We start from the raw sequence: 23,884 nt of genomic DNA on the forward strand, positions 1-23,884 counted from the left end.
CGGCATGGGCAACGAAAACCACCTCCCGCCACCGCCCGACCAGAAGGTCAGCGGCCGCACCTGGATCGCCGTGCTGGCGAGCCTGCTGGGCGCCTTCATGGCGGTGCTGGACATCGCCATCACCAACTCGTCGCTGCGCGACATCCTCGGCGCGCTGTCGGCCACGCAGGAAGAGGGCTCCTGGATCTCCAGCGCCTATCTGGTGTCCGAGATCATCGTCATCCCGCTGGCAGGCTTCCTGGCGATGGTGTTCTCCACGCGCCGCTATCTCATCGTCAACGTCGCGCTGTTCCTGATCTTCAGCACGCTGTGCGGCATGGCCTGGAGCCTGGAGTCCATGATCGCGTTCCGCGCGGCGCAGGGCTTCACGGGCGGCGTCATGATCCCGATGGCGATGACGCTGGTCACGCGCCGGCTGCCGCTGCACAAGCGGCCCATCGGCCTGGCGCTGTTCGGCATGACGGCCACGCTGGCGCCGACGCTGGGCCCCACCATCGGCGGCTACCTGACGGAGCTGTACGGCTGGCCCAGCATCTTCTACATCAACTGGGTGCCGGGCGCGCTGCTGATGCTGGGCGTGGGCTATGGGCTGGACAAGGAGCCCATGAACCTCAAGCTGCTGCGCGACGTGGACTGGTGGGGCATCTTCTTCATGGCGCTGGGCCTGGGCTCGCTGACGGCGATGCTGGAGGAGGGCAACGCCAAGGACTGGTTCCAGAGCCCGTTCATCATCGGCGCTGCCGTGCTGGCCGTGGGCGGCCTCTACGGCTGGGGCTGGCGCGGGCTGACGCGCAAGAACACCTTCATCGACCTGCACATCCTGGGCCGCCCCAGCTTCCTGATCGCCGGCGTCATCGCGTTCGCGACCGGCATGGGCCTCTACGGCTCGGCCTTCATCCTGCCGCTGTACCTGGGCCAGATCGCGCAGTACACGCCGATGCAGATCGGCCTGGTCATCATGTGGATGGGCCTGCCGCAGCTGTTCATCATGCCGTTCGCGGCCAAGCTGTCCACCAAGCTGGACAACCGCGTGATGATGAGCGTGGGTCTGGGCCTGTTCGCGCTGTCGTGCTTCATGAACACGCACATGAGCGCCGACACGGCGGGCCCCGAGCTCATCGCCGCGCAGGTGGTGCGGGCACTGGGCCAGCCGCTCATCATGATCACGCTGACCAACTTCGCGGTGAACGGCGTGCCGCCCCAGCTGCTGCCCAGCGCGTCCGGCATGTTCAACATGATGCGCAACCTGGGTGGTTCGGTGGGCATCGCGACGCTGGCCACGCTGCTGACCAACCGCGAGCACCTGCACAGCGCCCGCATCGGCGAGTCGGTCACGCTGTACGACACCGCCACGCAGGTCCGGCTGGACACGCTGGCGGCCAACTTCACCGCCAAGGGCTTCGACGCCGCAACGGCGCAGGACATGGCCATGAAGGCGCTGGACAACGTCGTGCGGCGCGACAGCTTCGTGATGGCCTACAACGACGCCTTCCTCATCCTCGGCATCGCGCTGCTGGCCTGCGTGGCCATCGTCTGGATGAGCAAGAAGGTGATGGGCGGCGCGGCTGGCGCCGAAGCCGCGCATTGAATACGGGAGATCGACCATGATCCAACTCAAGACTGTCCTCACCCTCGTCGCCACGGCCGCCCTGGCTGCCTGCACGACGCTGGGCCCCAACTACCAGGCGCCCGCCGCGAACGCGCCGGCCGCCTACCGCGCCGCCAGCCCGGCGGCCGGCGCCGAACTGCAGCGCGACTGGTGGCTGATGTTTGGCGACACCCAGCTCAACGCGCTGCAGGCACAGGCACTGCAGGCCAGCCCGACGCTGGCCGCGGCGGCCGCGCGCATCGAGCGGGCCCGCGCCGTGTTCGGCGCGACCAAGGCCGACGAGCTGCCGCGCGTGGACGTCGGCGCCAGTGCCGGCGGCCTGCGCACGTCGGCCAAGGCGACAACGACGCCGGTGCTGAACGGCCACGCCGTCACGTTCGAGGGCGAGAGCTTCGGGCTGTCGGCCAGCGTCGGCTGGGAGCTGGACCTGTGGGGCCGCGTGAAGCGCCAGCAGGAGGCCGCGCAGGCGCAGCTGGACGCGACGACGCTGGACGCCGCCGCCGCCCGTGTCGCGCTGACGGCCGACGTCGCCGCCGCCTACTGGCAGTGGCGCGCGCTGGCCGACGAGGTGGGCGCGCTGCAGCGCGTGCGCGACAGCCGCGCCAAGGCCTTCCAGGTCGCGCAGACGCGCTTCGACGCCGGCTCGTCGACGACGCAGGACCTGGAGCGCGTGCGCGCCGAGCTGGCCGCCGCCGAGGCCGACCTGGCCGACCTGCCGCGCCGCCAGTCGCTGCTGCTGAACCAGTTGGCCGCACTGACCGGCCAGGCCGCCGCCGACCTGAAGCTGACGGCGGCTCCGCTCGCCACGCCGCCGGCCCTGCGCGCCGGCCTGCCGTCGGAGCTGCTGCAGCGCCGGCCCGACCTGGCGCAGAGCCTCGCGCAGCTGCATGCCGCGACGGCCCAGGTGGGCATCGCCGAGGCAGCGTTCTACCCGTCCATCAAGCTGACCGGCAGCTTCGGCTACTCCAGCGAAGACCTGGGCGCGCTGATCTCGGCGCCCGCGCGGCTCTACAACGTCGGTCCCAGCATCTCGCTGCCGCTGTTCGAAGGCGGGCGCAACAAGGCCAACCTGGCGGCGTCCAAGGCGTCCGTCGATGAATCGCTGGCAGTCTTCCGCGGCCGCATGCTGCAGGCGCTGCGCGAGGTGGACGACGCGCTCGCCGAGCTGCAGGGCCGCACCGCGGTCGTCGATGCGCAGACCCTCACGCTGGCTTCCAGCAGCCAGGCGCTGAACGTGGCCCGCAGCCGCTACGACAAGGGTGCCGTCAGCTACCTGGACGTGACCGAGGCCGAACGCACGCCGCTGGCCACCGAGCGCGCGCTGGCCCAGTTGCGTGGCGCGCAATGGGCGGCGACGGCGCAGCTCGTCAAGGCGCTGGGCGGGGGCTGGGGCGGCTGACGCGCGGGTCGCCCCGTGATGGGCGATCCACCGGGACATGGCGGCTTTGGGCCGCCATGTCCGTTTGGGAGGGTGTACGCCTGACATCCGCAGCAAGGAGGCCCCCCATGACCGACAGCACCGCAGCCGCCGAGGCGCAGCAGCTGTTCTATCGCCAGCTCGGTCAGCAGGACGCCATCGCCCAGCAGCAGGCCACGAACCTGCTGCGGCTGGCCTTCGTCGCGCGGGCTGTCGCACTGCTCGACCAGGCGGGATTGGCCGCCGGCAGCGAAGCCATCGCCCGGCTGGTCGCCGACTTCAACCACGTCCTGGCCCAGGTCCAGGCGGTCCCCAGCGCGGCCGGTCCAGCGCCGCCCCCATCCTCTGACGCAAGGAGTCCTGCCATGCCCCTGAACGAAGAAGTCGTGAATGCCGTGAACAGCGGCAACGTGAAGGCTGCCGGCGAACAGCCGGCCATGCTCGACAACCTGGCCTACGCGAACCTGGTGGCCAACACCAACCTGGCGCAGCAGAACGCCGTGGCCCACCAGCAGGCCATGAACGAGCTGGGCATTGCCGTCGTGGCCAAGGCGGTCGACACCGTCACCAACCTGGGGCCGCTGGAAGCCCGCTCGGCGGTCGACGCGCTCAGCAACAACGAACTGGCGCAGACGGTGGCCGACCTGAAGGCCGCGGTCCAGGCCTTTACCCAGCCCGCCGACAACAAGCCCTGACCCGGGCGGGCCTCAGGCGCGCGCCTGGGGCAATGCCAGCAGCGCGTCGGCCATGCGGCCGGCCGCGCCGCGGTGCGTGGCCGAGAAGGCCAGCGCGTTCGCGCTCATCCCTGCGCGCGCCGGCTCGGCCCGGCACAGCGCGTCGCCGCGCGCCACCGCCGCCGCGAGCGATGCGCAGCGCTCGGCCGCGCCCGCGGCGATGGCCAGCTCGGCGGCTTCCGCGAAGTTGAACGTGTGCGGCCCCGCCAGCACCGGGCAGCCGCAGGCCGCGGCCTCGATGAGGTTCTGGCCGCCCAGCGGCTCGAAGCTGCCGCCCAGCAGCGCGACGCTGGCCAGGCCGTAGTACAGCGGCATCTCGCGCATGGAGTCGCCCAGCCAGACGTCGGCGGCCAGCGCGTCGGCGGGAGGCTCGTCACCCCAGCTGCCGCGCCGCGCCAGCGTGAAGCCGGCGGCCTGGATGAGACCGGCGATTTCGTCAAAGCGCTGCGGGTGCCGCGGCACGATGGCCAGCAGCGGGCGCGGCGCCGGACGCTTCGCCCACTCGTCCAGCAGCGCCTGCTCCTCGCCCTCGCGGCTGACGGCCAGCATCAGCACCGGCCGGCCCAGGCGTGCCGCCCAGGCCTGGCCGCGCGCGATCAGCGCCGGGTCCACGGCGATGTCGTACTTCAGGTTGCCCGCCACCTCGACGCGGGCCGTGCCCATCGCGCGGATGCGGGCCGCATCGGCCTCGGTCTGCGCCAGCGCCAGCGTCATGCGCCGTGCGGCCGGGCGCAGCAGCGCACCGAAGCGCCGGCCCTGGCGCAGGCTCTTCTCGGACAGCCGGGCGTTGGCCAGCACCATCGGCAGGCTGGCCCGCTCGGCCTCGCGCTGCAGCACGGGCCAGACTTCGGTCTCCATCAACACGCCCAGCCGCGGTTGCCAGTGGCGCAGGAAGCGGCGCACGGCGCCAGGGGTGTCGTAGGGCAGCCAGGTCAGCGCGTCACCGTCGCGCAACAGCGCCTGCGCGGCCTCGCGGCCGGTGGCGGTGGAGTGCGTCAGCAGAAACTTGAGCGTCGGGTCGCGGGCGCGCAGCGCGTCGATGAGGGCGCTGGCCGCGCGCGTCTCGCCCAACGAGACGGCGTGTATCCACAGCCGGCCCGATGTGGCCGTTCCAGCGTAGAAACCCAGCCGCTCACCCAGCGCGTGGCGGTACGGCGCCTCCTCGGCGCCGCGCCGCCACAGGCGCAGCAGGTAGGCGGGCGTCAGCAGCCGCAGCACGGCCGCGTAGAGCGCCAGCGCGACGCCCTCAGGCATCAGCCACCCTTGCGCGCCAGCTCGTGCGCGGCCTTCAGGCGGCGCATGACCGGTGCGTTCAGCTCGCGGCTGACGGGGTTCCACAGCTGCACCTGGCGATCGATCTCGGTCTGCAGCCGCGCGGCGGTGGCCGCATCGCCGCTGGCGAGCGCCCAGATCGAGTACTCCGCATGGGCTTCGAAGCTGCCGAACCGGCGCACGGCCGCCTCGAAGCTCTCGCGCGCCTCGGCCTGGCGGCCGGTGCCGGCCAGGCAGCGGGCCAGCAGCAGCAGGACCTGGTCGGAGCGGTACTCGGGCCGGTCGGCCTTGAGCACCTGCAGATGGCTGAGCGCGGCGTCGAAGCGCTGGCAGTCGACGTAGGCACGCACGGCGCCGAAGCGCAGGTCGGGGTCGTTGGCGAACGGCCCCTTGAGGGCGCCTTCGTACAGCTCGGCAGACTCCTTGGCCTCGCCGGCGTTCAGCAGCGCCTCGGCCAGCCGCATCTGGTTCTGCGCGGACGGCGACACGTCGTAGACGGCACGCGCTTCGCGCACGTCGCGACCGGGGTCCATGGCCCGCGCGGCGGCCGACACGGCCTTGCGGGCGCCACGGTCCAGCCGCGAGTTGGGCAGGTAGATGGCGAAGAAATAGACCACGCTGCCCAGCAGCGGGAACGCGAACAGGATGAACAGCCAGTACATCGGCTGGCCGCTGCGCACGGCATGCACCGCGCACAGCAGCGCGATCAGGATGTGCAGGCCTCCGATCAATGGCATGTCGTTCTCCCTGTGATTTGTTTTTCGGGCCGAGCGCCGGGCCGCTCCCAAGCCGGCCCCTCGGGGGACCGACCAGACTCGCTCGCGTTCAGCGCAGCGAGCCTGGGCGAGGGGCTTCAGTGCCCAGCGGCGAACTTCGCGTCCGGCTTCACGCGCTTGAGCTGCGCCAGCACGTCGTGCTGGATACGCTCCAGCGCCTCGGGCGTGTGGCCCTCGAAGCGCAGCACCAGCACCGGCGTCGTGTTGGACGGGCGGATCAGGCCGAAGCCGTCCGCGTACTCGAAGCGCATGCCGTCGATGGTGTTGATCTCCAGCACGCCCGGCAGGTCGGCCGGCGTCACCAGCTCCTTGAGCTTCTTGACGACCTCGTGGTGCTCGCCTTCGGCGCAGGGCACGTTGATCTCGGGCGTGTTGAAGCTGTTGGGCAGGCCCTTCAGCGTGGCGCTGGGGTCGGCGTCGCGGGACAGGATCTCCAGCATGCGCCCGGCCGTGTACATGGCGTCGTCGAAGCCGTACCAGCGCTCGCTGAAGAAGATGTGGCCCGACAGCTCGCCGGCCAGCGGTGCGCCGGTTTCCTTCAGCTTGGCCTTGGCCAGCGAGTGGCCCGTCATCCACATCAGCGGCTTGCCGCCGTGTTCCTTGATCCACGGCGCCAGGCGCTGCGTGCACTTGACGTCGAAGATGATCTCGGCGCCGGGCTGGCGCTTCAGGATGTCGGCGGCCAGCAGCATGATCTGGCGGTCCGGCATGATCATCTCGCCGTCCTTCGTGACGATGCCGAGGCGGTCACCGTCGCCGTCGAAGGCCAGGCCCAGTTCGGCGTCGGTGGCGTGGACGATCTTCTTCAGGTCTTCCAGGTTCTCGGGGCGGCTGGGATCGGGGTGGTGGTTGGGGAAGTCGCCGTCCACCTTGGAGAAGATGTCGATGACCTCGCAGCCCAGCGCGCGCAGGATGGCCGGAGCCGAGGCGCCGGGGATGCCGTTGCCGCTGTCGACGACGATCTTCATCGGGCGGGCCAGCTTGCAGTCCTTGACGACGCGGGCCGTGTACTCGGGCACGATGTTCATCTGGCCGACGCGGCCCTTGCCGGTGGCGTAGTCCTCGGCTTCGATCCGCTTTTTCAGGCCCTGGATCTGCTCGCCGTAGACGGCGGCACCCTTGAGCACCATCTTGAAGCCGTTGTAGTCCTTCGGGTTGTGGCTGCCAGTGACCATGATGCCGGAGTTGCAGCCATGCTTGCCGCGCGTGGCGGCCACGTAGTACAGCATCGGCGTCGTCACGGCGCCGATGTCGACGACGTCGAGGCCCGTGGACGCGATGCCGCGGATCAGCGCGGCAACCAGGCCGGGGCCCGACAGGCGGCCGTCACGGCCCACGGCCACGGCCTTCTCGCCCAGGGCCTTGGCCTCGGTGCCGAAGGACTTGCCCAGGTGTTCGGCGAGTGCCTCGTCCAAGGTCGTGCCGACGACGCCGCGGATGTCGTAGGCCTTGAAGATGGATGCGTTGACCTGCATGAATTCCCTCTTGAATACTGGGTTTGAAATCGCGGCGGATTGTAGGCACGGGGTGTGACTCGCCATCCATCGCACGGGCTGTCGATCCGTCACTCATGCAAGGGGCATGCCGCGCGGGCTTCCTACACTCGCGACCCATGAGCTTCCCCGAGGAATTCGCCCAGGCCTGGCGCCACCAGCGCACACTGATGAAGCACCGGCCCGACCGGCTGCGCGTGCGCATGCTGATTTATGTGCTGTGGCTCGCCGGCTTCGGGTTCTTCTTTGCCGTCATCCACGGCGTGCAGGGCCGGCAGCTGGGCACGGAGCGCTGGTGGCTGCGTGACGTGCCGGGCCACCTGATCGTCAGCGCCTGCGTGACGGCCTGCTTCTTCATCGTTTTCCGCGGCTTCGAGAAGCTCGCGCCGCAGCGCTGGATCGACACGATCGTCGGCTGGCGCGACTGGCGCGCCGGCCTGTTCTACACGGGCGTGTCGGTGGCCTGTTCCGCCATCGGCATTGTGTTCGGCCTGTCGGTGGTGGACCAGGTCTGGTTCGCCAAGGGCTGGCAGAGGGCGCTTGCACAGCCGGCCTTCTGGGGCCAGTTCCTGGGCATCTCGGCACTCGTCTCCATCGTCATCGGCGTGCGCTACCGCGCCCGCTGGAAGCAGGAGCAGCTGCAGGCGCGCGTCACCGAAGCCCAGCTGCGGCTGCTGCAGGGCCAGATCGAGCCGCATTTCCTGTTCAACACGCTGGCCAACGTGCAGAGCCTCATCGACTTCGACCCCGAGCGGGCCAAGCTGATGCTGGAGCGCTTCACCGACTACCTGCGCGCCAGCCTGGGCCAGCTGCGCGGCGAGGCGACGACGCTGGCGCAGGAGTTCGCCATGCTGGAGGCCTACCTGGGCCTGATGCAGCTGCGCATGGGCGAGCGGCTGCGCGTGCGGCTGGATCTGCCGGCCGAGCTGGCCGGTGTCGAGCTGCCGCCACTGCTGGTGCAGCCGCTGGTGGAGAACGCCATCCACCACGGTCTGGAGCCCAAGATCGGCGGCGGCGAGATCGCCGTCAGCGTGCGGCGCGGCGACGCGGGCGCCCTCGTCATCGACGTGGAGGACGACGGCCAGGGGCTGGGCGGACCGAAGCGCCGCGCCGGCAACGGCGTCGCCCTGGCCAACATCCGCGCCCGCCTGACCGCCCGCTGGGGCGTCTTCGCCACGCTGGAACTGCAGCCCCGCGACGGCGGCGGCACCCGCGCCCGCATCCACATTCCCTTGAACAGCCTGCCGACATGACCACCGCCCTGATCGCCGACGACGAACCCCACCTGGCCCAGTACCTGAAGGCCCAGCTCGCCCAGGCCTGGCCCGAGCTGCAGATCGTCAAGGTCGCCGCGCACGGCCTGGAGGCGGCGCAGGCCATCGCCGAGCTGCAGCCGGACATCGCCTTCCTGGACATCCAGATGCCCGGCCTGACCGGGCTGGAGGTGGCCCAGGGCATCGAGGGCGCGACACGCGTCGTCTTCGTGACGGCCTACGACCAGTACGCCGTCGACGCCTTCGAGGCGCGCGCGGTGGACTACCTGCTCAAGCCGCTCAAGGCCGAGCGCCTGGCAGCCTGCGTGCAGCGCCTGCGCGCGGCGGCCCCCGAGGGCGACGGTGCGCTGGCCGAGACGCTGCGGCGCCTGCTGCCCGCTGCCGTCGCCGCGCCCGCACGGCTGCGCTACATCCGCGCGGCCCAGGGTGAGCTGATGCACCAGGTGTCGGTGGACGACGTGCTGTTCTTCCACGCCGACGACAAGTACACCATCGTGCAGACGGCCACGGCCGAGCACCTCATCCGCACGCCCATCTTCGAGCTCGCCGGCCAGCTGGACCCCGACCGCTTCTGGCAGATCCACCGCTCCACCATCGTCAACCTGGCCCACCTCGACGGCACCCGGCGCGACGACCAGAGCAGGTTGTTCGTGCGCGTGCGGGGCCGCGACCGGGAGCTGCCCGTGAGCCGCGCCTACGTGCATCTGTTCAAGGCGATGTGAAGCCGGGCGGCTGCGGCTAGAGTCGGGCTTCCCCGCCTGCCGCCGACATGCTGCCCCGCCGCGCCATTCCTCTGACTCTCGCCAGCCTGCTTGCAGGCCTTGGCGGCGCTGCGCGTGCAGCGTCCGCGGTCTGGGTTGGCCACGACATCCCGCCCTACCTGTGGCGCGGCACCGCGGGGCCGGACGGTTATGCCTTCCACCTGTTCCAGCGCGTCGTCAGGCAGGCCCGGCTGGATGCCGTGCTGCACATCTACCCGTGGGCGCGGGCGCTGCGCATGCTGCAGGCCGGCCAGGCCCAGGCCGCGCTCGTGGTGACGCGCTCGCCCGAGCGCGAAACGCAGTTCCGCTGGCTGTTCCCGGTGGGGCGCTTCCGCTTCGCGGTGTTCACGCGGCCGACGCAGGGGCCGGTGGCCGGGGATCTGTCGGCGCTGAAGACGCTGCGCATCGGGGCGCTGCGCGCATCGGTCGGCCGCAGCCTGCTGGAGCCGGCCGGCATCGCTCACATCGTCGAGGGCAAGGACTTCGTCGAACTGCTGGCCTTGCTGGACCGCGGCATCGTGGACGCCGTCCTCGGCCCGGAGCCGGTGCTGCGCGCCATCGACACCCGTGCCGGCGGCGAGGGCCTGCGCATCACGCCGTTGAGCCAGGGCTATGACTTCTACGCCGCTGCCGGCGCCGCAATGAGCGACGACACCGTCCGCCGCGTGATCGCCGCCTATCAGCACCTCGTCGACAACGGTGTTGTCGCCCAGCTGCGCAAGAGCTACCCGGACGCGATGCAGGCCGACTAGGGGCATGTCCGAAAACTGCCAGACCCTGGCAGGAGCGCCACCTAGACTGGCCGCATGTTGACCGACACCCTGCCTCCCGACGCCGCCTACGCCGCGCTGCAGGCGCATGACGCGCGCTTCGACGGGCGGCTCTACGTGGGCGTCACGTCCACCGGCATCTACTGCCGGCCCGTCTGCCGCGTGCGGCTGCCGCGGCGCGAGAACTGCCGCTTCTTCTCGACGGCGGCGCAGGCCGAGGCCGAGCGCTTTCGCCCTTGCATGAAGTGCCGGCCCGAGCTGGCGCCGCGCGCGCTGCCGTGGACGACGATGGACGCGTCGCGCACGCTGGCCGCCCAGGCCGCCGCGTGGCTGGACGCGTGCGACGACGCCGAAGCCAGCGTCGAAGGCCTGGCCGCCCACCTGGGCATCACTAGCCGCCACCTGCGCCGCATCTTCCTGGCCGAGCATGGCGTGTCGCCGCTGCAATACCTGCAGACGCGCCGGCTGCTGCTGGCCAAGGCCTTGCTGACGGACAGCGCGCTGCCGGTCCAGGACGTCGCCTACGCCGCCGGCTTCGCGAGCCTGCGCCGCTTCAACGCGGCCTTCCTGGAGCACTACCGGCTGCAGCCGACGGCGCTGCGCCGCGCCGGGCGCGACGGCAGCGGCCACGCGCCCACGTCGCGGCTGCGGCTGGGCTACCGCGAGCCGTACGACGTCGCCGGCGTGCTGGCCTTCCTGGCGCCGCGTGCCGTCGCCGGCGTCGAGCGGGTGGAGGCCGGCGCCATCACGCGCTCGCTGGCCTTGACGCACGCCGGCCAGCGCCATGCCGGCTGGTTGCGCGTGGGCTTCCAGCGGCCGGGCGAGGTGGCCGTGGAGCTGTCGCCCACGCTGTGGCCGGCGGTGGGCTCACTGCTGCCGCTGCTGCGCCGCTGGCTGGACCTGGACGCCGACCCCTACGCCATCGCCACCGCTTTAGGCGACGCCAGCGTGCCGGGCCAGCGCCTGCCGGGCTGCCTGGACCGCTTCGAGCTGACCGTGCGCGCCGTGCTGGGCCAGCAGGTCACCGTGGCCGCTGCGCGCACGCTGGCGGGCCGCTTCGTCGAGCGCTTCGGCGAGGCGCTGGCCGACGCGCCCGACGGCTGCCAGCGCCTGTTCCCGACGCCCGAGCGCATCGCCGCCGCGACGCGCGACGACATCGCGTCGCTGGGCATCATCGGCCGCCGAGCTGACAGCCTCATCGCGCTGGCGCAGGCCTGGCCGGCGCTCGCGTTCGCGCGCCGCGAGGGCAGTGCGGAAGCCGCCGCGGCCGAGCTGACGCAGGTCCCCGGCATCGGCCCCTGGACGGCCGGCTACATGCTGATGCGCGGCTGGAGCTGGCCCGACGCCTTCCCGCCCGGCGACGTCGTGCTGCGCAAGGCGCTCAGCGGCGACGGCCCGCCGGTGTCGCCCAAGGCCTACCTTGAAGCCGCCGAGCGCTATCGCCCCTTTCGCAGCTACGCCGTGCTGCACCTCTGGAGACACGCATGACCCACCACATCCTGCAACGCCGCATCGACACGCCGCTGGGCCCACTGACCGCCGCCCGCAGCGCCGCCGGCCTGTCGGGCCTGTGGTTCGACGGCCAGAAACACCACCCCGGCCCGCTGGCCGTGCCCGAGGACGGCGGCCGCGACCCGGTGCTGACGGCCACCGCCACCGCGCTGACGGCCTACTTCAGCGGCAAGCCGTTCACGCTGCCGCCACTGGACCCGGCCGGCACGGCCTTCCAGCGCGAAGTCTGGCGGGCGCTGCTGGACATCCCGCCCGGCGCGCCGGACACCTACGGCCACCTGGCCGAACGGCTGGGCCGCGCCAGCGCCGCCCGCGCGCTGGGCGCCGCCGTGGGCCGCAACCCGATCTCGGTGCTGGTGCCTTGCCACCGCGTCGTCGGCGCCGACGGCTCGCTGACCGGCTATGCCGGTGGGCTGGACCGCAAGCAGGCCCTGCTGAGCCTGGAGGGCGCCACCGCATGAAGCCGTTCGACCTCGGCGAGCTGGTGCTGCTCGCGGCGCTGTGGGGCGCGTCCTTCCTGTTCATGCGCCTGGGCGCGCACGAGTTCGGGCCCGTCGCGCTGGCCTTCGTGCGTGTCGGGCTGGCCAGCGTCATGCTAATCCCGCTGCTGGCCTCGCGCGGGCAGCTGGCCGAGCTGCGCACGCACTGGAAGGGCCTGCTGCTCGTCGGCGCGCTGAACAGCGCCATCCCGTTCGCGCTGTTCTCGTTCGCGGCGCTGTCCATCACGGCGGGCCTGTCCAGCATCGTCAACGCGACGACGCCGCTGTGGACGGCCGTCGTCGCCTTCGTCTGGCTGCGCCAGGGCCTCACGCCGTGGCGCGCACTGGGCCTCGTCATCGGCTTTGCCGGCGTGGCCTTCCTGGCCTGGGACAAGGCCAGCTTCAAAGCTGGTGCCGACCACAGCGGCTTCTTCTCCGTGCTGGCCTGCGCGGGCGCCACGCTCTGCTACGGCGTGGCCGCCAACGCCACCAAGCGCTACCTGTCCGGCGTCTCGCCGCTGGCCGTGGCCACGGGCAGCCAGCTGGCTGCGGCGTTGATGCTGGCGCTGCCGGCCGCCGTGCTGTGGCCAGCGGCGCTGCCCAGCGGCACCGCGTGGGGCGCGGCGCTGGCGCTGGCGGGGCTGTGCACGGCGCTGGCCTACATCATGTACTTCCGCCTGATGAGCCGCGTGGGGCCGACGAACGCGGTGTCCGTCACCTTCCTGATCCCGCTGTTCGCCATGCTGTGGGGCGCGCTGTTCCTGCAGGAGGCCGTCACGGCGCAGATGGTGGCGGGCGGCGCCATCGTGCTGGTGGGCATCGCGCTGGCGCTGGGGCTGGTGGGGCCGAAACCGCGTTGATGCCCGCGGGGGAGGGCGGTGGCGCCAAGCCGTGGTAGCGTGCGGCCATAACGATTGGTAGCGCTACCGTTTGGCGCAGATGGAGACCGCATGACTTCCCCGACCCCCTCCCGTTCGCCGCTGGCGACGTTGCGCCGCTGGGCTGGCGCACTGGGCCTGCTGGCCCTCCAGGCGGTGGCGCCGGCCTGGGCGCAGCCGTCCGGCGGCCCCTACGGCCCCGTGCCGCAGCGCTACGCGGTGCCCAAGGCGGCGCACGTCTACTTCGTCGCTCCCGACGGCAAGGCCGACTCGGCCGGCGCATCGATCAGCGAGCCCACGACGATCGAGTCCGCCATCGCCCGCGTCGTCACCGGCGACGCCATCGTCATGCGCGGCGGCACCTACCGCACCGGCGGCCTGCAGCTGAACCAGGGCATCACCATCCAGCCCTACCTGGACGAGGTGCCGGTGCTCAAGGGCACGCGCGTCGCGGGCGAGTGGCAGGCGCTGCCCAACAACGTCTGGCGCACGACTTGGGCCACGCTGTTCCCGGCGGCGCCGCTGGGCTGGTGGCATGCCGACCGCGAGGCCATGCTGACGCCGCTGCACCGCTTCAACAACGACATGGTGTTCATCGACGGCGAGGCGCTGCAGTCCGCCGGCTGGCCGGGTGAGGTGACGGCAAAGAGCTACTACATCGACTACGCCAAGGGCCATGTCTACATCGGCGCCAGCCCCGCCGGTCGGCTGGTGGAGATCACGGCGCATGACGTCGCGTTGCACCGCCCGTCGCGCGAGGTGCACGGCAAGCCGTCCGACCGCCTGGGCCCGCAGATCCGCGGCATCACGTTCACGCAGTACGCCTATCGGGCCATCGACATCGAGGGCAAGAAGCCCGCGACCAAGGTGTCCGAGGAGCCCACCGACGATCCCGTCGGCCCGTCGCCCGAGAGCGAGCACGGCAAGGAGGTCGTCGGCACGCTGCTGGAGAACGTCACCATCACGCACTGCTCGCGCGTGGCCGGCTTCTTCCGCGGTGACAAGCTCGTCATCCGCAACTCGCTGATCAGCGACACCAGTACCGAGGGCATCTACGTCATCGGCTCGTCCGACGTGCTGCTGGAGCGCAACCTGATCCGGCGCAACAACGTCGAGCGGCTGACCGGCTACTACCCGGCCGCCGTCAAGATCTTCAACCAGTCGCACCGCGTCGTCGTGCGCGACAACCTCGTCATCGAGCAGCCGTATTCCAACGGCGTCTGGTGGGACGTCGGCAACAAGGATGGTGTGTTCGTCAACAACCATGTCGAAGGCACGATGGCCGGGGTCTTCTTCGAGATCTCCAAGGGCCTGACCGTGGCGGGCAACGTGTTCGTCAACAACCAGCAGGGCGCGCGCATTCTGAACAGCTCGGGCGCGAAGCTGCACCACAACACCTTCGTGAACTCGCCCGTGCTCATCGACCGCAACGAGCGCAGCGCGCAGGGCGACCACTTTGGCTGGCACCCGCAGACCGGGCCGGACGTCAACGAACGCGTGGGCCATGTCTTCGAGGGCAACCTGCTGGTGGCCGACGCCGGCGTGAAAGGCCCGCTGCTGCGCTTCGAGCAGGCGCCGGTCACCTGCGGCAAGGTCACCGCGCCGATGACGACGCGTGTCGACGGCAACGTCTACATCCGCCCCGCGGGCGCCCAGCCGCTCATCAGCTGGGCACCTGCCACGGGCACCTCGGGCGCGCCGTGCCAGGCGAGCTTCGCGACGCTGGGCGACTTCCGCCAGGCGGTGCCGGGCGTGGAAGCCAAGGGCAGGGCGCTCGCCACGCCCGATGGGGCCGTGTTCAGCAGCCCCGAGCTGCGCCGCTTCGAGCTGGCCCGCGTGCCGGACGGCGTGCAGCCGCTGCCGGTGCCGGCCGACGTGCGCAAGCTGCTGGGCTGGGCCGGCGCCACGCATCTGCCGGGCGCGCTGCCCGCGGCGTCGCGCTGACGCCGCGTCGCGCTACTTCGGCGCCGTGGTGGCGCCGTCCAGCCGGATCACGCGCCGCGAGCGGCTCTCGGTGTCGCTCAGCGACTCGCTGACCAGCCGGTTGTGCTGCTCCCAGTCCTCCGCGCTGCGGATGATGCTGGGCTTGATGAGCACCACCAGCTCGCGCTTGCGGCCGTTGTTGGCGCGGTTGCCGAACAGCAGCGACGTGACCGGGTTGCTGTCCGCGCCCGGCAGGCCGGAGCCGCGGCGCGTCGCCTCCATCTGCATCAGGCCGCCGATGGCGACGATGTGGCCGTCGGGGATGCGCACCACCGTGTCGGTCTCGTTGACGCTGGAGCTGGCCAGCGGCAGGCGGAAGTTGCCCACCGAGCCCAGGTCCACCTGCTTGACCTTCTCCGTCACGTTGGACACCGACGGGTGGATGTGCAGCGTGATCATGTCGGCCGCGTCGATCTGCGGCGTCACGTCCAGCGCGATGCCGCTGAAGAACGGCGTCAGCGTCAGCGTCGGGATCTGGTTGGTCGTCGTGCCGTTGGTGCCGGTCGTCGTGCCGCTGTTGCTGCCGCTGATGCCGGTGATGAAGTAGTCGTCCGTGCCGACCTTGAGCACGGCCTTCTGGTTGTTCAGCGTCGCGATGCGCGGGCTGGACAGGATCTGCGTGTCGCCGTGGCTCTCGATGAAGCTCAGCAGAGCCTGGAAGCCGCCGCGCGCCAGCGCCAGGCCGAAGGTGCCGCCGCCGGCCGACGGCAGCGGGATGAGGTCGGGCCAGCTGGGGCTTTGCGTGCCGCTGGACAGCGTGGGCAGCCCGCGCGTGTTGCTGACCAGCGGGTTGATGATGCCGTTGACGCCGCTCGGGATGGACGGGTTCGCGCTGGTCTGGCCGATGGCGCCACGGTCGCCCACGCGCGACCAGTCGATGCCGCTCTGGTAGCCCTCGCGCAGCTCCACCTCGACGATCTTGGCCTCCAGCATCACCTGGCGTTCCACCGCCACGCGCGTGGCCTTCAGCCACGCCTCCACGTGGCGCAGTTCCTCGGGCATGGCGCGCACGGCCAGCGTGCCGGTCTGCGGGCTGACGATGACGGTGCGGCCTTCGCCGCCGCCCACCAGCGCGCGCAGCGCCGTGCTCGTCTCGGCCCAGAAGTCGCTTGTGACCTTGGTGCTGAGCTGGCTGCTCTCCTGCTGCAGCACCGTGTTGGCGCCGCCGGCGCTGCCCGCGTTGCCCGTGCCCGTCGAGCCGCCGGCGTTGTTCGGGTTGCTGAGCGGCGCGGCGCCGGAGCTGACGCGCACCTCGCTGCGGCCGCTGCGCTGCAGCGCCAGCGCGTTGATCGAGAACACGCGCGTCTGCAGCGTGGGCGGGAAGACGGTGATGCGGCGGCCGTCGATGGCGTAGTCGAAGCCGTAGACCTCGCGGATCGCGTCCAGCGACTCGCGCAGCGTGACGCCCTTCAGCGTGACCGACAGCGTGCCCGCCACGCTGGGGTGCACCAGCATGCTGTAGCGCGTGTCGCTGACGAGGGACAGGAACACGTCGCGCGCCGGGGCGCCGTTGACGATGAGGTCGAAGCGCGGCTCGGGCGGCAGCGCCGGTGCGGGCGGGGGCACGGGCATGGCCTGCACCTCGGGCGCCGAGGCGGCCGGGGCCGGTGCTGCCGGGCGCTGCGCCTGCAGCTCCTCGCGCAGCGACTGGCTGGGCTGGGCCACGCGCAGCGGCTTGTCGGCACAGCCGGCCAGCAGCACGACGGCGGCACTCAACAGCAGAAGACGGGGACGACAGGGGACCGGGGCCTTCATGGCTGCTTCTCCTTGGATTTCCTGGCGGCCGGCGGCGGCGCGGGCGGACGCTTCTCGACACCGCCGTACAGCGGTTCGCGCCGAACCTGACCGGCCTCGCGCAGCCACACGGCCTGCTCACTGATGCGCTCGATGCGCGCGCCGTCCAGCTGCTCGCCGATGCCGTAGCGGCGCCCGCGCTGCACGACGTAGGCGCGGCCGTTGGTGAACACGACGTGGCGTATGCCTTCGCGCTCGGGCTCCACGCCCGAGGCCGGGCCGGAGGCCGCGACGGCGCTGCGCAGCGCCTCGGGCCAGGTGGTGGGGTCGCGCGGCGTGTCCTGGGCCTGGGCCGCCAGCGCGGCGGCCAGCAGCAACAGCAGCGCGGGTGGGGCTTTCATCGTCATGGCTGCACCCTCAGCAGGAAGAGCTGCGCGCGCAGCCGCGGCGCCGCGGTGGCACCGGGCACGCTGAGGTGCAGCTCGCCCCAGCGCAGGCCGGGCAGCTCGCGCTCCAGCGCCTGCAGGTAGCGCTGGATGTCGTGGTAGCCGCCCTGCACCTGCAGCTCCACGCCCTGCCAGCTGACGCCGGGCACGCCGGCGGGCGCCGATGCGGATGCTGGCGCCGGCGCGGCGGGGGCGTCGTCCAGCAGCGCGAGCTGCTCCAGCACCAGCCCCGGCTGGCGCGCCAGCAGGCGCTGCAGCACGGTGGCCAGGCCCTCGCCGCCGCTGACCGAGCCGGCTTTGCGCAGCTCGCCGTCCAGCCGCTCGCGCTCGACGCGCGCCTTGTCCAGCTGCGCCTGCAGCTGGCCGGCCGGGTCGCCGATGTTCTGGCTGGCCGCGACGAACTGCTGGCGCAGCTGCGCGACCTCGGCGGCCTGCACGGCCTGCACCTCGGCGCGCAGCCGGGCGCGGGCGGACAGCGGGCCCAGCACCAGCGTGTCGAACAGCGCCGCCAGCACGGCGACGATGCTGAGGAACAGGATGGCGCGCTCGCGCAGGCTCAGCGCGTCGATGCGCCGGGCCTGGCGCTCCCAGCCCGCGCGCAGCGGCGCCAGCGTGACGGGGGTGGAGGCCTTCATCGCGTGGCTCCCGAGGCTGCGGGCCGCGCGGGCGCGCTGACGACGCGGAAGGCCCACACCGGCAGCCGCGCCTGGCCCAGCGCGTCGCTGCCGGGCAGCAGCGGCTTGCCGGCGTCGCTGCTGGCCGCGCCGACGCGCTCCACGCGCAGTGCCGAGAGTTCCTGCCCCGCCAGCAGCGGATGCGCCGACAGCTGGCCCAGCCAGGGCCGCAGCGCGGCCGTGTTCAAGGTGCCGCCCACCAGCTCGACGCGGCCGGCGCTGTGGTGCAGCTCGCCCAGCCACACCGGCTCGGGCAGGCTGCGGGCGATCAGCGCGAGCAGGTCGGAGTGGCGCTGGCCCGCCCGTACGCCGTCCTCGCCGCCCTCGGCGCCCAAAGCCTGCAGCAGCGCGCGGCGCTCGGTGTTGCCGGTCTCCAGCAGCGCCAGCTGCTGCTGCAGCTGGGCGGCGTCCTGCGGGGCGGGCAGGTTGGCGCGTGCCACCGTCAGCCGCTGGCGCTCGGCGGTGTAGTTCGCCAGCATGGCCTGGTGTCCGGCCTCGGCGCTGCGGTCGCGCTGCTGCAGCCACAGCGCGGCAGCCAGGCCGGCCAGTAGCAGCAGCGCCGTGGCCTGCAGCAGCGCCAGCGCCGAGAAGTGGCGCCTGGGGGCCAGCAGGATGGGCGTGAGGAGGTTGATCTGCTGGGCCATCAGAGCTTCCTGGTGTCCGTGCGCAGCGCCGCACCCAGCAGCGGCAGGCAGGCGGCCAGCGCCTGGGCGGCATCGCCCTCGGGCGCAGGCGCTGGGGCAGCAAAGGCGGCGAGCGCGTCCAGCGCCACGGTGCGCTGCCCCAGCTCGCGCTGGATCAGCAGCGCCAGCTCGGGGGCATGCGCGGCGGTGATGACGTACAGCCGCGCCAGCGGCAGGTCGGGCCAGCTGCGCTCCCACACGTCGATGGAGCGTTGCAGCTCCACGACCAGCGGCGACTCCTGCGCGTCGCCGCCATCGAAGGTGCCGCCGGGCTGGTACTCGAAGCCCAGCGGCAGCTCGGCGGCGGGCGCGTCGGCCTGGTCGCCACGGGCCCGCGCCAGCAGCTTGGGGTCGCCCTCCAGGCGGCGCGTGTAGAACAGCTCGTCGCCGGCGCAGACCACCAGCAGGCAGTGCTGCGCGTCGATGAGCACGGCCGCGCAGGCGCGCGCGGCGAGGTCGTCGGCACGCGCCTGGCGGGCCAGCAGGTTGCGCAGTGCCGTCTCCCAGATGTCGACGATGCCGATCTGCTCGCTGATGCCGGCGGCGCCGTCGGTCAGTGCCTTGATCGCGCGGTTGCGCGCCGCGACGACGAACAGCTGCCGCGCACTCGTGGCGTTGGGGCGCTCGACGTCGCCGCCCACGTGCATGACGTCCAGCGTCAGCTCGGCGGCGTCCACGTCCACCAGCTCCTTGACCTGCCAGCGCGCCGCGGCCTTGAGTTCGTCCTGCGGCACCTGCGGCGTGTCGACCTTCAGCACCTGGTAGTCGGCCGGGTCCAGCAGCGCGATGGCCTCGCCGGCGGCGACAGGTCTTGCCTCGGGTAGCAGGCCCCAGCGCAGCAGCCGGGCCGGGGCGTCGCCGGGTGGGCCGTCGGTCAGCACGAAAGCGTGCTGGCCGCCGACGCGGCGCAGCAGCAGGCGCTGGCCGCTGCGGCGGGGTTGCCAGGGCCAGCGCATCAGTAGTTCTCCCGCTGGTAGACCACGCCGTCGGCGCCGCGGTAGGCGCCCCAGGTCGCGCGGGCGCTGGGGTCGCGGGTGGCGCTGCTGCCGCACCAGGCGCCGCGCAGCGCGTCGAGGTTGGCGCCGGCGGTCGCCGCGATGGCCGGTGTCCAGCCCAGGCAGGACGCGTCGGTGCTGTTGGCGCCCAGCGCGAGCGCCACGTCCAGGCTGCCCGCACGCCCGCCGCCCGGCGCCGCCAGCGTGACGTAGGCCGGCTGCGTGGGGTTGACCGTCACGCTGGCGGGACTCATCACCGCATCGGCGGTCGTCAGCCCCTTGCGGAGGTTGCCAAAGCTCAGGTTGGCGGCGGTGATCCGGGTGCAGGAATCCAAGTCGTTGGTCTTGTAGGTGGAGGTGGCACTGTCCCAGTACTGGGCCGTCAGCGGCAGGCGCAGCACGCGGTTGGCGGCGCCTATCGCATTCTGCAGGCGCAGGCGGCCGTAGCGCAGCGGCACTTGCCCCAGTAAGGCGCGGTCCGCCCCGTCGGCGGGGGCGTCGGTGTCCAGGTTCAGCGTCAGCATGGCCACGTTGTCGCTGTCCACCGGCGCGATGCCGAACTGTGCATTCGGGTGGGGGCCGTCGGGTGCGCTGCCGCGCTCGGCGGTGGCGGTCAGGCTGATGTTGGCGACGCCGTTGCTCCAGCTGCCGCCGGCGGACTTCGTCGTCATGCGGCCACCGGGCTTCCACAGCGTGCTGCCGGAGATGCCGGCGACGTTGAAGCCGGCCGTGTTGGTGGGCGAGAGCTTGGCGAAGCTGCCGGTGTAGTTCTGCGTGGTGGCGCCGGGGGCGTTGCGGGCGGTCAGCGTGAACGCGAAGGTCATGGCCTCGCCCTCGTAGCTGAACGCGGAGGCCGGCGTGCAGGCCAGCGCGTTGCGGTGCGTGACGGTGAAGCCGCTCACGTCGAAGCCGGCGGGGATGAAGCGGCCCACGCGTGGCTGCTGCGAACCGGCGGCGTTGAAGACGAGGGCGTCCAGGTTGACGCCGGCTGTGCCCAGGTAATTGCCGACGACCGCCGACGTGTTGAGCAGGAAGCTGCCGACCTCGCTGTAGCTGACATTGGCGGCCGTGACGGTGCCGCTGCTGAAGCCGCTCAGCACGTTGTTGGCCAGCGTGCCCAGCACGCCGCCGGCCGGTGTCTGCGAGCCCGCCAGCGGCGTCAGCGACACGCTGGCGCTGAAGCCCGTCGCCGCGCCGCCGGCCGACACCTGCGCCAGCGTCACGCCGGTGTCGGGCACGCCGTCGTTGTTGGCGTCGGCGCCGCTGCTCCAGCGGTAGGCGGTGACGGTGGCAGAGAACGGCGCGCCGGCCTTGGCGAACACGCTGCCGGTGTCGACGCTGGCGCCGGGGTTGGCGGTGCCGCTGGCGGTCAGGCCGGTGATGGCCAGCGTGAACGGGCGCACCGTCAGGTCGGTGCTGCTGCCGCTGACGGTGGTGGCGGCGTAGGCCAGCGAGTCGTCGTCGAGGCTGAACGCGTACTTGCCGACGTTGGTGGTCGCGAGATTGAAGTTGGCCACGCCGCTCGTGAAGGCCAGCGTCAGGTTGTTGGCGCCTGGCTTGCCGGCCGGCACGCTGAGCGCGGGGCTGACGACGCTGGGCGCCGTCCAGGGGCCGCCGTTGTCGGTGCGCCAGAGCTTGAGGTTGCGGTTGCCGGTGTAGTCGGTGGCGACGCTGCAGTTGCCGGTGCTCGCGTCCTTCTTCCACAGCGACACCCGCATGTCGTGGCTGCGGCCAGCCACGGCGACGAAGCTGCCGGTGACGAGGTTGCCGGTGTCCTCGGTCCAGACGAAGGCGTTGTCGCGGTAGGTGATGGCGGCCGACGTGCTGCTGGTGGCCGGCACCACGCTGTCGACGGCCGTGACGGTGACGTTCTGCGCCAGGCTGTGCGTGAGCCTGAGCCGGACAACGCCGGCGTCGCCGGCCGCGAAGGTGTAGCTGGCCAGGCCGCTGTTGGCGCTGCCGGCCAGCAGCGTGCCCGAGGGCGCGGGACCGGTGCCGGCGCTCCAGTCGCCGCCGCCCGAGCTGGTGCTGAGGTTGATGGTGCCGGTGTAGCCCGTCAGCGTCGCGCCGTTGCTGTCCTTGGCCGTGATGGTCAGCGTCTGCGGCGAGCAGGTGGACGCGCTGCCGGTGCCGCTGATCGTGAAGCTAGTGATGGCCGGCACCGGGCAGCTGCGCGAGCGCGACAGCTGCGCGCTGATGGCGCTGCTGCTCAGCAGCCCGGTGTAGACCTGCAGCTCGTCGATGTTGCCCAGGAAGTGGAAGCCGCTGGTCTGCCCTTCGCTGGAGCTGGCCGACTCGCCGCCGATGGCCGTGCCGCCGCTGCCGGCCACCCAGCTGCCGGTGAAGGCCGACGAGGCGCTGGCCAGCAGCGTGCCGCTGGTGTTGTAGATGAAGGTCTGCACCTGCTTGTTGACGGTGTCGACGGTGGCGGCGACGTAGTACCAGGTGTTGGCCGCGATGATGGGCGCGCTGTCCAGACAGAAGGTGCCGCCGCTGCAGGCGGCGGTGCTGGCGCCGGCCCCGCTGCTGCCACCGATCGTGACGCTGCCGCTGGCGTTCAGGTTGCGGTTGAACAGGCGCAGCGACGCGCTGCCGGCATCGCCCAGGCTCAGTGCCCAGCCGTTCTGGTTGTCGTCGTTGACGAGGATGCGCTGGCCCGACTGCGCCGGCGACGTGCTGCGTATCCAGGCCAGCACGGTGAAGTTGCCGGTCATGGACGGGAAACCGCCCGGCAGCTGCACGTAGGTGTAGGCCGCGTTGACGGGCGTGCTGCGGCTGAACAGGCCGTAGCCGCAGCTGCCGTTGCTGGTCGTGCCGTAGGCCGGCGAGCCGCTGGCCGTGGTGGCCACCGGCGTGCCGGCCGACGCCGTTGCGGACTGGCCGTGATAGCCGTTGCCGCTGGCGTCCTTCACCTCGGCGGCCGTGCCGTTCCAGGCGGTCGTCTCATCCATGCGGTAGTCGGCCACCAGCGCCGTGGCGCCCGCGCAGGCCGGCGGCATCGCGTAGGTGGAGTTGTTGGCCACGCAGCTGGTGCTGCAGCTGGCGCCGCAGCAGACGCTGTTGATGTTGCTCTGGTAGCCCAGCGTGATGCTGGCGCTGCCGGTGGACTTGACGCAGGCCGAGGCGGTGGCGGCCTGCTCGAAGTTGATGGTGCCGCTGCTGGTCGTCAGCGTGCCGACGACGGTGGCCGCGTAGCCCACCGACACGTTGCCGGCGCCGCCGGTGATGCTGCCGCCCACGTAGGACTCCTGGCCCGTCGTGATCGCGCCGGTGGTGCCCAGGTTGCCGTTCACGCGCGAGCGAAAGCCCAGGCTGACGCTGCCCGCGCCGGCGGCCACGTTGCCGGAGACGACGGCGCTCTGCACGACGCTGATGCTGCCGCTGCCCGTCACGCTGCCGGCCACGGTGCCGGCCTCGCTGATGCTGATGGCGCCGCTGCCGCCCGTCACGTTGCCGCCGATGCTGCCGCTCTGCGGGGTCGTGATGGTGCCGGTGCCGCTGGTGCTGACGTTGCCAGACACGGTCGTCTGGTAGGCCAGCGCGATGTTGCCGTTGGCCTTGGCCGTCAGGTTGCCGGTGATGACGACGTTGCCGCCGCCGGCGTCGTTGACGGCGTTGGCCGTGATGTTGGCCTTGATGCGCGCCTGGTAGCCCAGCGTCAGCGTGCCGTTGACGATCAGCGTCAAGTCGCTGGCGGTGCCGGCCTGGTTGATCTGCGAGGTGTCGGTGCTGAAGTTGCCGGTGATGGTGACGGTGGCGGGCTTGGGCGCGCTGACGGTGACGGTGTCGCCATAGGCGAGGCTGCCCGCCGGGCAGGTGTAGTTGCTGTTGCTGCGGGTGCAGCCCGGCGGCATGTTGTTCGGCAGGTCGTAGGCGACGGCGCGGGCCGCCGTGGGCAGCGCCAGCGCGGCCAGCGTGAGGAGGGGGGCGAGCCAGCGTCTCATTTGCTCAGGCTGCGGCTCAGCTGCCGCTCGGCGTAGGTGGGCTCGGCCGTGCCGGTGTTGGGGCAGGCGCCGCCGGTGGGGAGGTTGCAGGCCGTGGCCACCAGTGTGTAGAAGGCCATCGCGATGCCGTCGTCGGTGACGGTGCCGGCGGCGGGTGTGCGCGTGCAGGCGACGGTGACGGTGAAGTCGGCGAGCTGGTCGGGCAGCGTGAACGAGCGCGTCGTGAACGGGCAGGCCGGCTGGCCGGCGGCGCGCAGGATCTGCTGGCTGCCCAGCTCCAGCCCGGCGAACGCCGCCTGGTAGGCCTTGGCCGCGGCCAGCTCGCCGGCCGAGCCCAGCTGCTGGCGCTGGCTCAGCGACGCCAGCGCCGTGCCCAGCGCGGCCAGCACCACCAGGATGAAGAGCATGGACATCATCGTGAAGCCGCGCTGCGGGGAAGGCGAGGGCATG

The 23,884-nt window shown here is 71.9% G+C and carries 20 protein-coding genes; 10 read left to right on the top strand and 10 right to left on the bottom strand.

Annotated features, from left to right (window positions below):
- Positions 1-4 precede the first annotated feature (4 nt).
- The 3 genes from AC1Q7O_RS23480 to AC1Q7O_RS23490 all read left to right on the top strand — a co-directional run bounded on the left by AC1Q7O_RS23480 (position 5) and on the right by AC1Q7O_RS23490 (position 3,721).
- A complete protein-coding gene (locus tag AC1Q7O_RS23480; RefSeq protein WP_492661273.1) occupies positions 5-1,588 on the top strand; it encodes a DHA2 family efflux MFS transporter permease subunit in 1,584 nt (527 codons plus the stop codon).
- 16 nt (positions 1,589-1,604) lie between these two features.
- Complete coding sequence (locus tag AC1Q7O_RS23485; protein ID WP_492661272.1) at positions 1,605-3,008, top strand: efflux transporter outer membrane subunit; 1,404 nt, start codon at positions 1,605-1,607, stop codon at positions 3,006-3,008.
- 107 nt (positions 3,009-3,115) lie between these two features.
- Entirely contained in the window at positions 3,116-3,721 is a 606-nt protein-coding gene (locus AC1Q7O_RS23490) for a hypothetical protein (protein WP_492661271.1), read from the top strand.
- Between the two features lie 12 nt (positions 3,722-3,733).
- Here the strand turns inward: AC1Q7O_RS23490 and AC1Q7O_RS23495 are convergent, their stop codons facing one another.
- From AC1Q7O_RS23495 to AC1Q7O_RS23505, 3 genes are all read right to left on the bottom strand, one after another.
- A complete protein-coding gene (locus AC1Q7O_RS23495; protein WP_492661270.1) occupies positions 3,734-5,014 on the bottom strand; it encodes a 3-deoxy-D-manno-octulosonic acid transferase in 1,281 nt (426 codons plus the stop codon).
- Positions 5,014-5,769: a hypothetical protein gene (locus tag AC1Q7O_RS23500; RefSeq protein WP_492661269.1), complete on the bottom strand. Its 756-nt coding sequence runs from the start codon at positions 5,767-5,769 to the stop codon at positions 5,014-5,016. The genes AC1Q7O_RS23495 and AC1Q7O_RS23500 overlap by 1 nt, the downstream gene beginning before the upstream one ends.
- 116 nt (positions 5,770-5,885) lie before the next feature.
- A complete protein-coding gene (locus AC1Q7O_RS23505; RefSeq protein WP_492661268.1) occupies positions 5,886-7,283 on the bottom strand; it encodes a phosphomannomutase/phosphoglucomutase in 1,398 nt (465 codons plus the stop codon).
- Between the two features lie 137 nt (positions 7,284-7,420).
- Here AC1Q7O_RS23505 and AC1Q7O_RS23510 point away from each other — a divergent pair, with 137 nt between their 5' ends.
- The 7 genes from AC1Q7O_RS23510 (at position 7,421) to AC1Q7O_RS23540 (ending at position 14,919) form a co-directional block, all read left to right on the top strand.
- Positions 7,421-8,554 carry a sensor histidine kinase gene (locus AC1Q7O_RS23510; protein WP_492661267.1) on the top strand — a complete coding sequence of 378 codons (1,134 nt, stop codon included), beginning with the start codon at positions 7,421-7,423 and terminating at the stop codon, positions 8,552-8,554.
- Complete coding sequence (locus tag AC1Q7O_RS23515) at positions 8,551-9,297, top strand: LytR/AlgR family response regulator transcription factor (RefSeq protein ID WP_492661266.1); 747 nt, start codon at positions 8,551-8,553, stop codon at positions 9,295-9,297. The genes AC1Q7O_RS23510 and AC1Q7O_RS23515 overlap by 4 nt, the downstream gene beginning before the upstream one ends.
- 47 nt (positions 9,298-9,344) lie before the next feature.
- The gene (locus AC1Q7O_RS23520; protein ID WP_492661265.1) at positions 9,345-10,088 is read left to right on the top strand and encodes a substrate-binding periplasmic protein; all 744 of its coding nucleotides are present in this window, start codon (positions 9,345-9,347) and stop codon (positions 10,086-10,088) included.
- Between the two features lie 54 nt (positions 10,089-10,142).
- Positions 10,143-11,594: an Ada metal-binding domain-containing protein gene (locus AC1Q7O_RS23525; protein WP_492661264.1), complete on the top strand. Its 1,452-nt coding sequence runs from the start codon at positions 10,143-10,145 to the stop codon at positions 11,592-11,594.
- Positions 11,591-12,079, top strand: a complete 489-nt coding sequence (locus AC1Q7O_RS23530) for a methylated-DNA--[protein]-cysteine S-methyltransferase (RefSeq protein ID WP_492661263.1) — start codon at positions 11,591-11,593, stop codon at positions 12,077-12,079. Before AC1Q7O_RS23525 ends, AC1Q7O_RS23530 begins: the two co-directional genes overlap by 4 nt.
- Positions 12,076-12,957, top strand: a complete 882-nt coding sequence (locus AC1Q7O_RS23535; RefSeq protein ID WP_492661262.1) for a DMT family transporter — start codon at positions 12,076-12,078, stop codon at positions 12,955-12,957. The genes AC1Q7O_RS23530 and AC1Q7O_RS23535 overlap by 4 nt, the downstream gene beginning before the upstream one ends.
- A gap of 90 nt (positions 12,958-13,047) precedes the next feature.
- Positions 13,048-14,919 (top strand): right-handed parallel beta-helix repeat-containing protein, encoded by a 1,872-nt coding sequence (locus AC1Q7O_RS23540; RefSeq protein WP_492661261.1) that lies wholly within the window; start codon positions 13,048-13,050, stop codon positions 14,917-14,919.
- 12 nt (positions 14,920-14,931) lie between these two features.
- On the opposite strand, the gene AC1Q7O_RS23545 is transcribed toward AC1Q7O_RS23540, so the two are convergent.
- Genes AC1Q7O_RS23545 through AC1Q7O_RS23575 form a run of 7 tightly spaced genes read right to left on the bottom strand, consistent with a single transcriptional unit; the run spans position 14,932 to position 23,883 of the window.
- Complete coding sequence (locus AC1Q7O_RS23545; RefSeq protein ID WP_492661260.1) at positions 14,932-16,713, bottom strand: secretin GspD/PilQ domain-containing protein; 1,782 nt, start codon at positions 16,711-16,713, stop codon at positions 14,932-14,934.
- Positions 16,710-17,099 (bottom strand): hypothetical protein, encoded by a 390-nt coding sequence (locus tag AC1Q7O_RS23550; protein ID WP_492661259.1) that lies wholly within the window; start codon positions 17,097-17,099, stop codon positions 16,710-16,712. The genes AC1Q7O_RS23545 and AC1Q7O_RS23550 overlap by 4 nt, the downstream gene beginning before the upstream one ends.
- Positions 17,096-17,773 (bottom strand): hypothetical protein, encoded by a 678-nt coding sequence (locus AC1Q7O_RS23555; protein WP_492661258.1) that lies wholly within the window; start codon positions 17,771-17,773, stop codon positions 17,096-17,098. The genes AC1Q7O_RS23550 and AC1Q7O_RS23555 overlap by 4 nt, the downstream gene beginning before the upstream one ends.
- The gene (locus tag AC1Q7O_RS23560; protein WP_492661257.1) at positions 17,770-18,456 is read right to left on the bottom strand and encodes a PilN domain-containing protein; all 687 of its coding nucleotides are present in this window, start codon (positions 18,454-18,456) and stop codon (positions 17,770-17,772) included. Before AC1Q7O_RS23560 ends, AC1Q7O_RS23555 begins: the two co-directional genes overlap by 4 nt.
- Positions 18,456-19,451 (bottom strand): hypothetical protein, encoded by a 996-nt coding sequence (locus AC1Q7O_RS23565; RefSeq protein WP_492661256.1) that lies wholly within the window; start codon positions 19,449-19,451, stop codon positions 18,456-18,458. Before AC1Q7O_RS23565 ends, AC1Q7O_RS23560 begins: the two co-directional genes overlap by 1 nt.
- The gene (locus AC1Q7O_RS23570; protein ID WP_492661255.1) at positions 19,451-23,434 is read right to left on the bottom strand and encodes a botulinum neurotoxin N-terminal receptor binding domain-containing protein; all 3,984 of its coding nucleotides are present in this window, start codon (positions 23,432-23,434) and stop codon (positions 19,451-19,453) included. The genes AC1Q7O_RS23565 and AC1Q7O_RS23570 overlap by 1 nt, the downstream gene beginning before the upstream one ends.
- Positions 23,431-23,883, bottom strand: coding sequence for an agglutinin biogenesis protein MshP (locus AC1Q7O_RS23575; protein WP_492661254.1), 453 nt, complete (start codon positions 23,881-23,883; stop codon positions 23,431-23,433). The genes AC1Q7O_RS23570 and AC1Q7O_RS23575 overlap by 4 nt, the downstream gene beginning before the upstream one ends.
- Position 23,884 lies beyond the last annotated feature (1 nt).

This window comes from Roseateles sp. GW823-FHT07B05, assembly GCF_058794515.1.

Excerpts from the sequence above, each read along its gene's own strand:
- AC1Q7O_RS23480 (WP_492661273.1), top strand. The coding sequence starts at position 5 with ATGGGCAACGAAAACCACCTCCCGCCACCGCCCGACCAGAAGGTCAGC.
- AC1Q7O_RS23485 (WP_492661272.1), top strand. The coding sequence starts at position 1,605 with ATGATCCAACTCAAGACTGTCCTCACCCTCGTCGCCACGGCCGCCCTG.
- AC1Q7O_RS23490 (WP_492661271.1), top strand. The coding sequence starts at position 3,116 with ATGACCGACAGCACCGCAGCCGCCGAGGCGCAGCAGCTGTTCTATCGC.
- AC1Q7O_RS23495 (WP_492661270.1), bottom strand. The coding sequence starts at position 5,014 with ATGCCTGAGGGCGTCGCGCTGGCGCTCTACGCGGCCGTGCTGCGGCTG.
- AC1Q7O_RS23500 (WP_492661269.1), bottom strand. The coding sequence starts at position 5,769 with ATGCCATTGATCGGAGGCCTGCACATCCTGATCGCGCTGCTGTGCGCG.
- AC1Q7O_RS23505 (WP_492661268.1), bottom strand. The coding sequence starts at position 7,283 with ATGCAGGTCAACGCATCCATCTTCAAGGCCTACGACATCCGCGGCGTC.
- AC1Q7O_RS23510 (WP_492661267.1), top strand. The coding sequence starts at position 7,421 with ATGAGCTTCCCCGAGGAATTCGCCCAGGCCTGGCGCCACCAGCGCACA.
- AC1Q7O_RS23515 (WP_492661266.1), top strand. The coding sequence starts at position 8,551 with ATGACCACCGCCCTGATCGCCGACGACGAACCCCACCTGGCCCAGTAC.
- AC1Q7O_RS23520 (WP_492661265.1), top strand. The coding sequence starts at position 9,345 with ATGCTGCCCCGCCGCGCCATTCCTCTGACTCTCGCCAGCCTGCTTGCA.
- AC1Q7O_RS23525 (WP_492661264.1), top strand. The coding sequence starts at position 10,143 with ATGTTGACCGACACCCTGCCTCCCGACGCCGCCTACGCCGCGCTGCAG.
- AC1Q7O_RS23530 (WP_492661263.1), top strand. The coding sequence starts at position 11,591 with ATGACCCACCACATCCTGCAACGCCGCATCGACACGCCGCTGGGCCCA.
- AC1Q7O_RS23535 (WP_492661262.1), top strand. The coding sequence starts at position 12,076 with ATGAAGCCGTTCGACCTCGGCGAGCTGGTGCTGCTCGCGGCGCTGTGG.
- AC1Q7O_RS23540 (WP_492661261.1), top strand. The coding sequence starts at position 13,048 with ATGACTTCCCCGACCCCCTCCCGTTCGCCGCTGGCGACGTTGCGCCGC.
- AC1Q7O_RS23545 (WP_492661260.1), bottom strand. The coding sequence starts at position 16,713 with ATGAAGGCCCCGGTCCCCTGTCGTCCCCGTCTTCTGCTGTTGAGTGCC.
- AC1Q7O_RS23550 (WP_492661259.1), bottom strand. The coding sequence starts at position 17,099 with ATGACGATGAAAGCCCCACCCGCGCTGCTGTTGCTGCTGGCCGCCGCG.
- AC1Q7O_RS23555 (WP_492661258.1), bottom strand. The coding sequence starts at position 17,773 with ATGAAGGCCTCCACCCCCGTCACGCTGGCGCCGCTGCGCGCGGGCTGG.
- AC1Q7O_RS23560 (WP_492661257.1), bottom strand. The coding sequence starts at position 18,456 with ATGGCCCAGCAGATCAACCTCCTCACGCCCATCCTGCTGGCCCCCAGG.
- AC1Q7O_RS23565 (WP_492661256.1), bottom strand. The coding sequence starts at position 19,451 with ATGCGCTGGCCCTGGCAACCCCGCCGCAGCGGCCAGCGCCTGCTGCTG.
- AC1Q7O_RS23570 (WP_492661255.1), bottom strand. The coding sequence starts at position 23,434 with ATGAGACGCTGGCTCGCCCCCCTCCTCACGCTGGCCGCGCTGGCGCTG.
- AC1Q7O_RS23575 (WP_492661254.1), bottom strand. The coding sequence starts at position 23,883 with ATGCCCTCGCCTTCCCCGCAGCGCGGCTTCACGATGATGTCCATGCTC.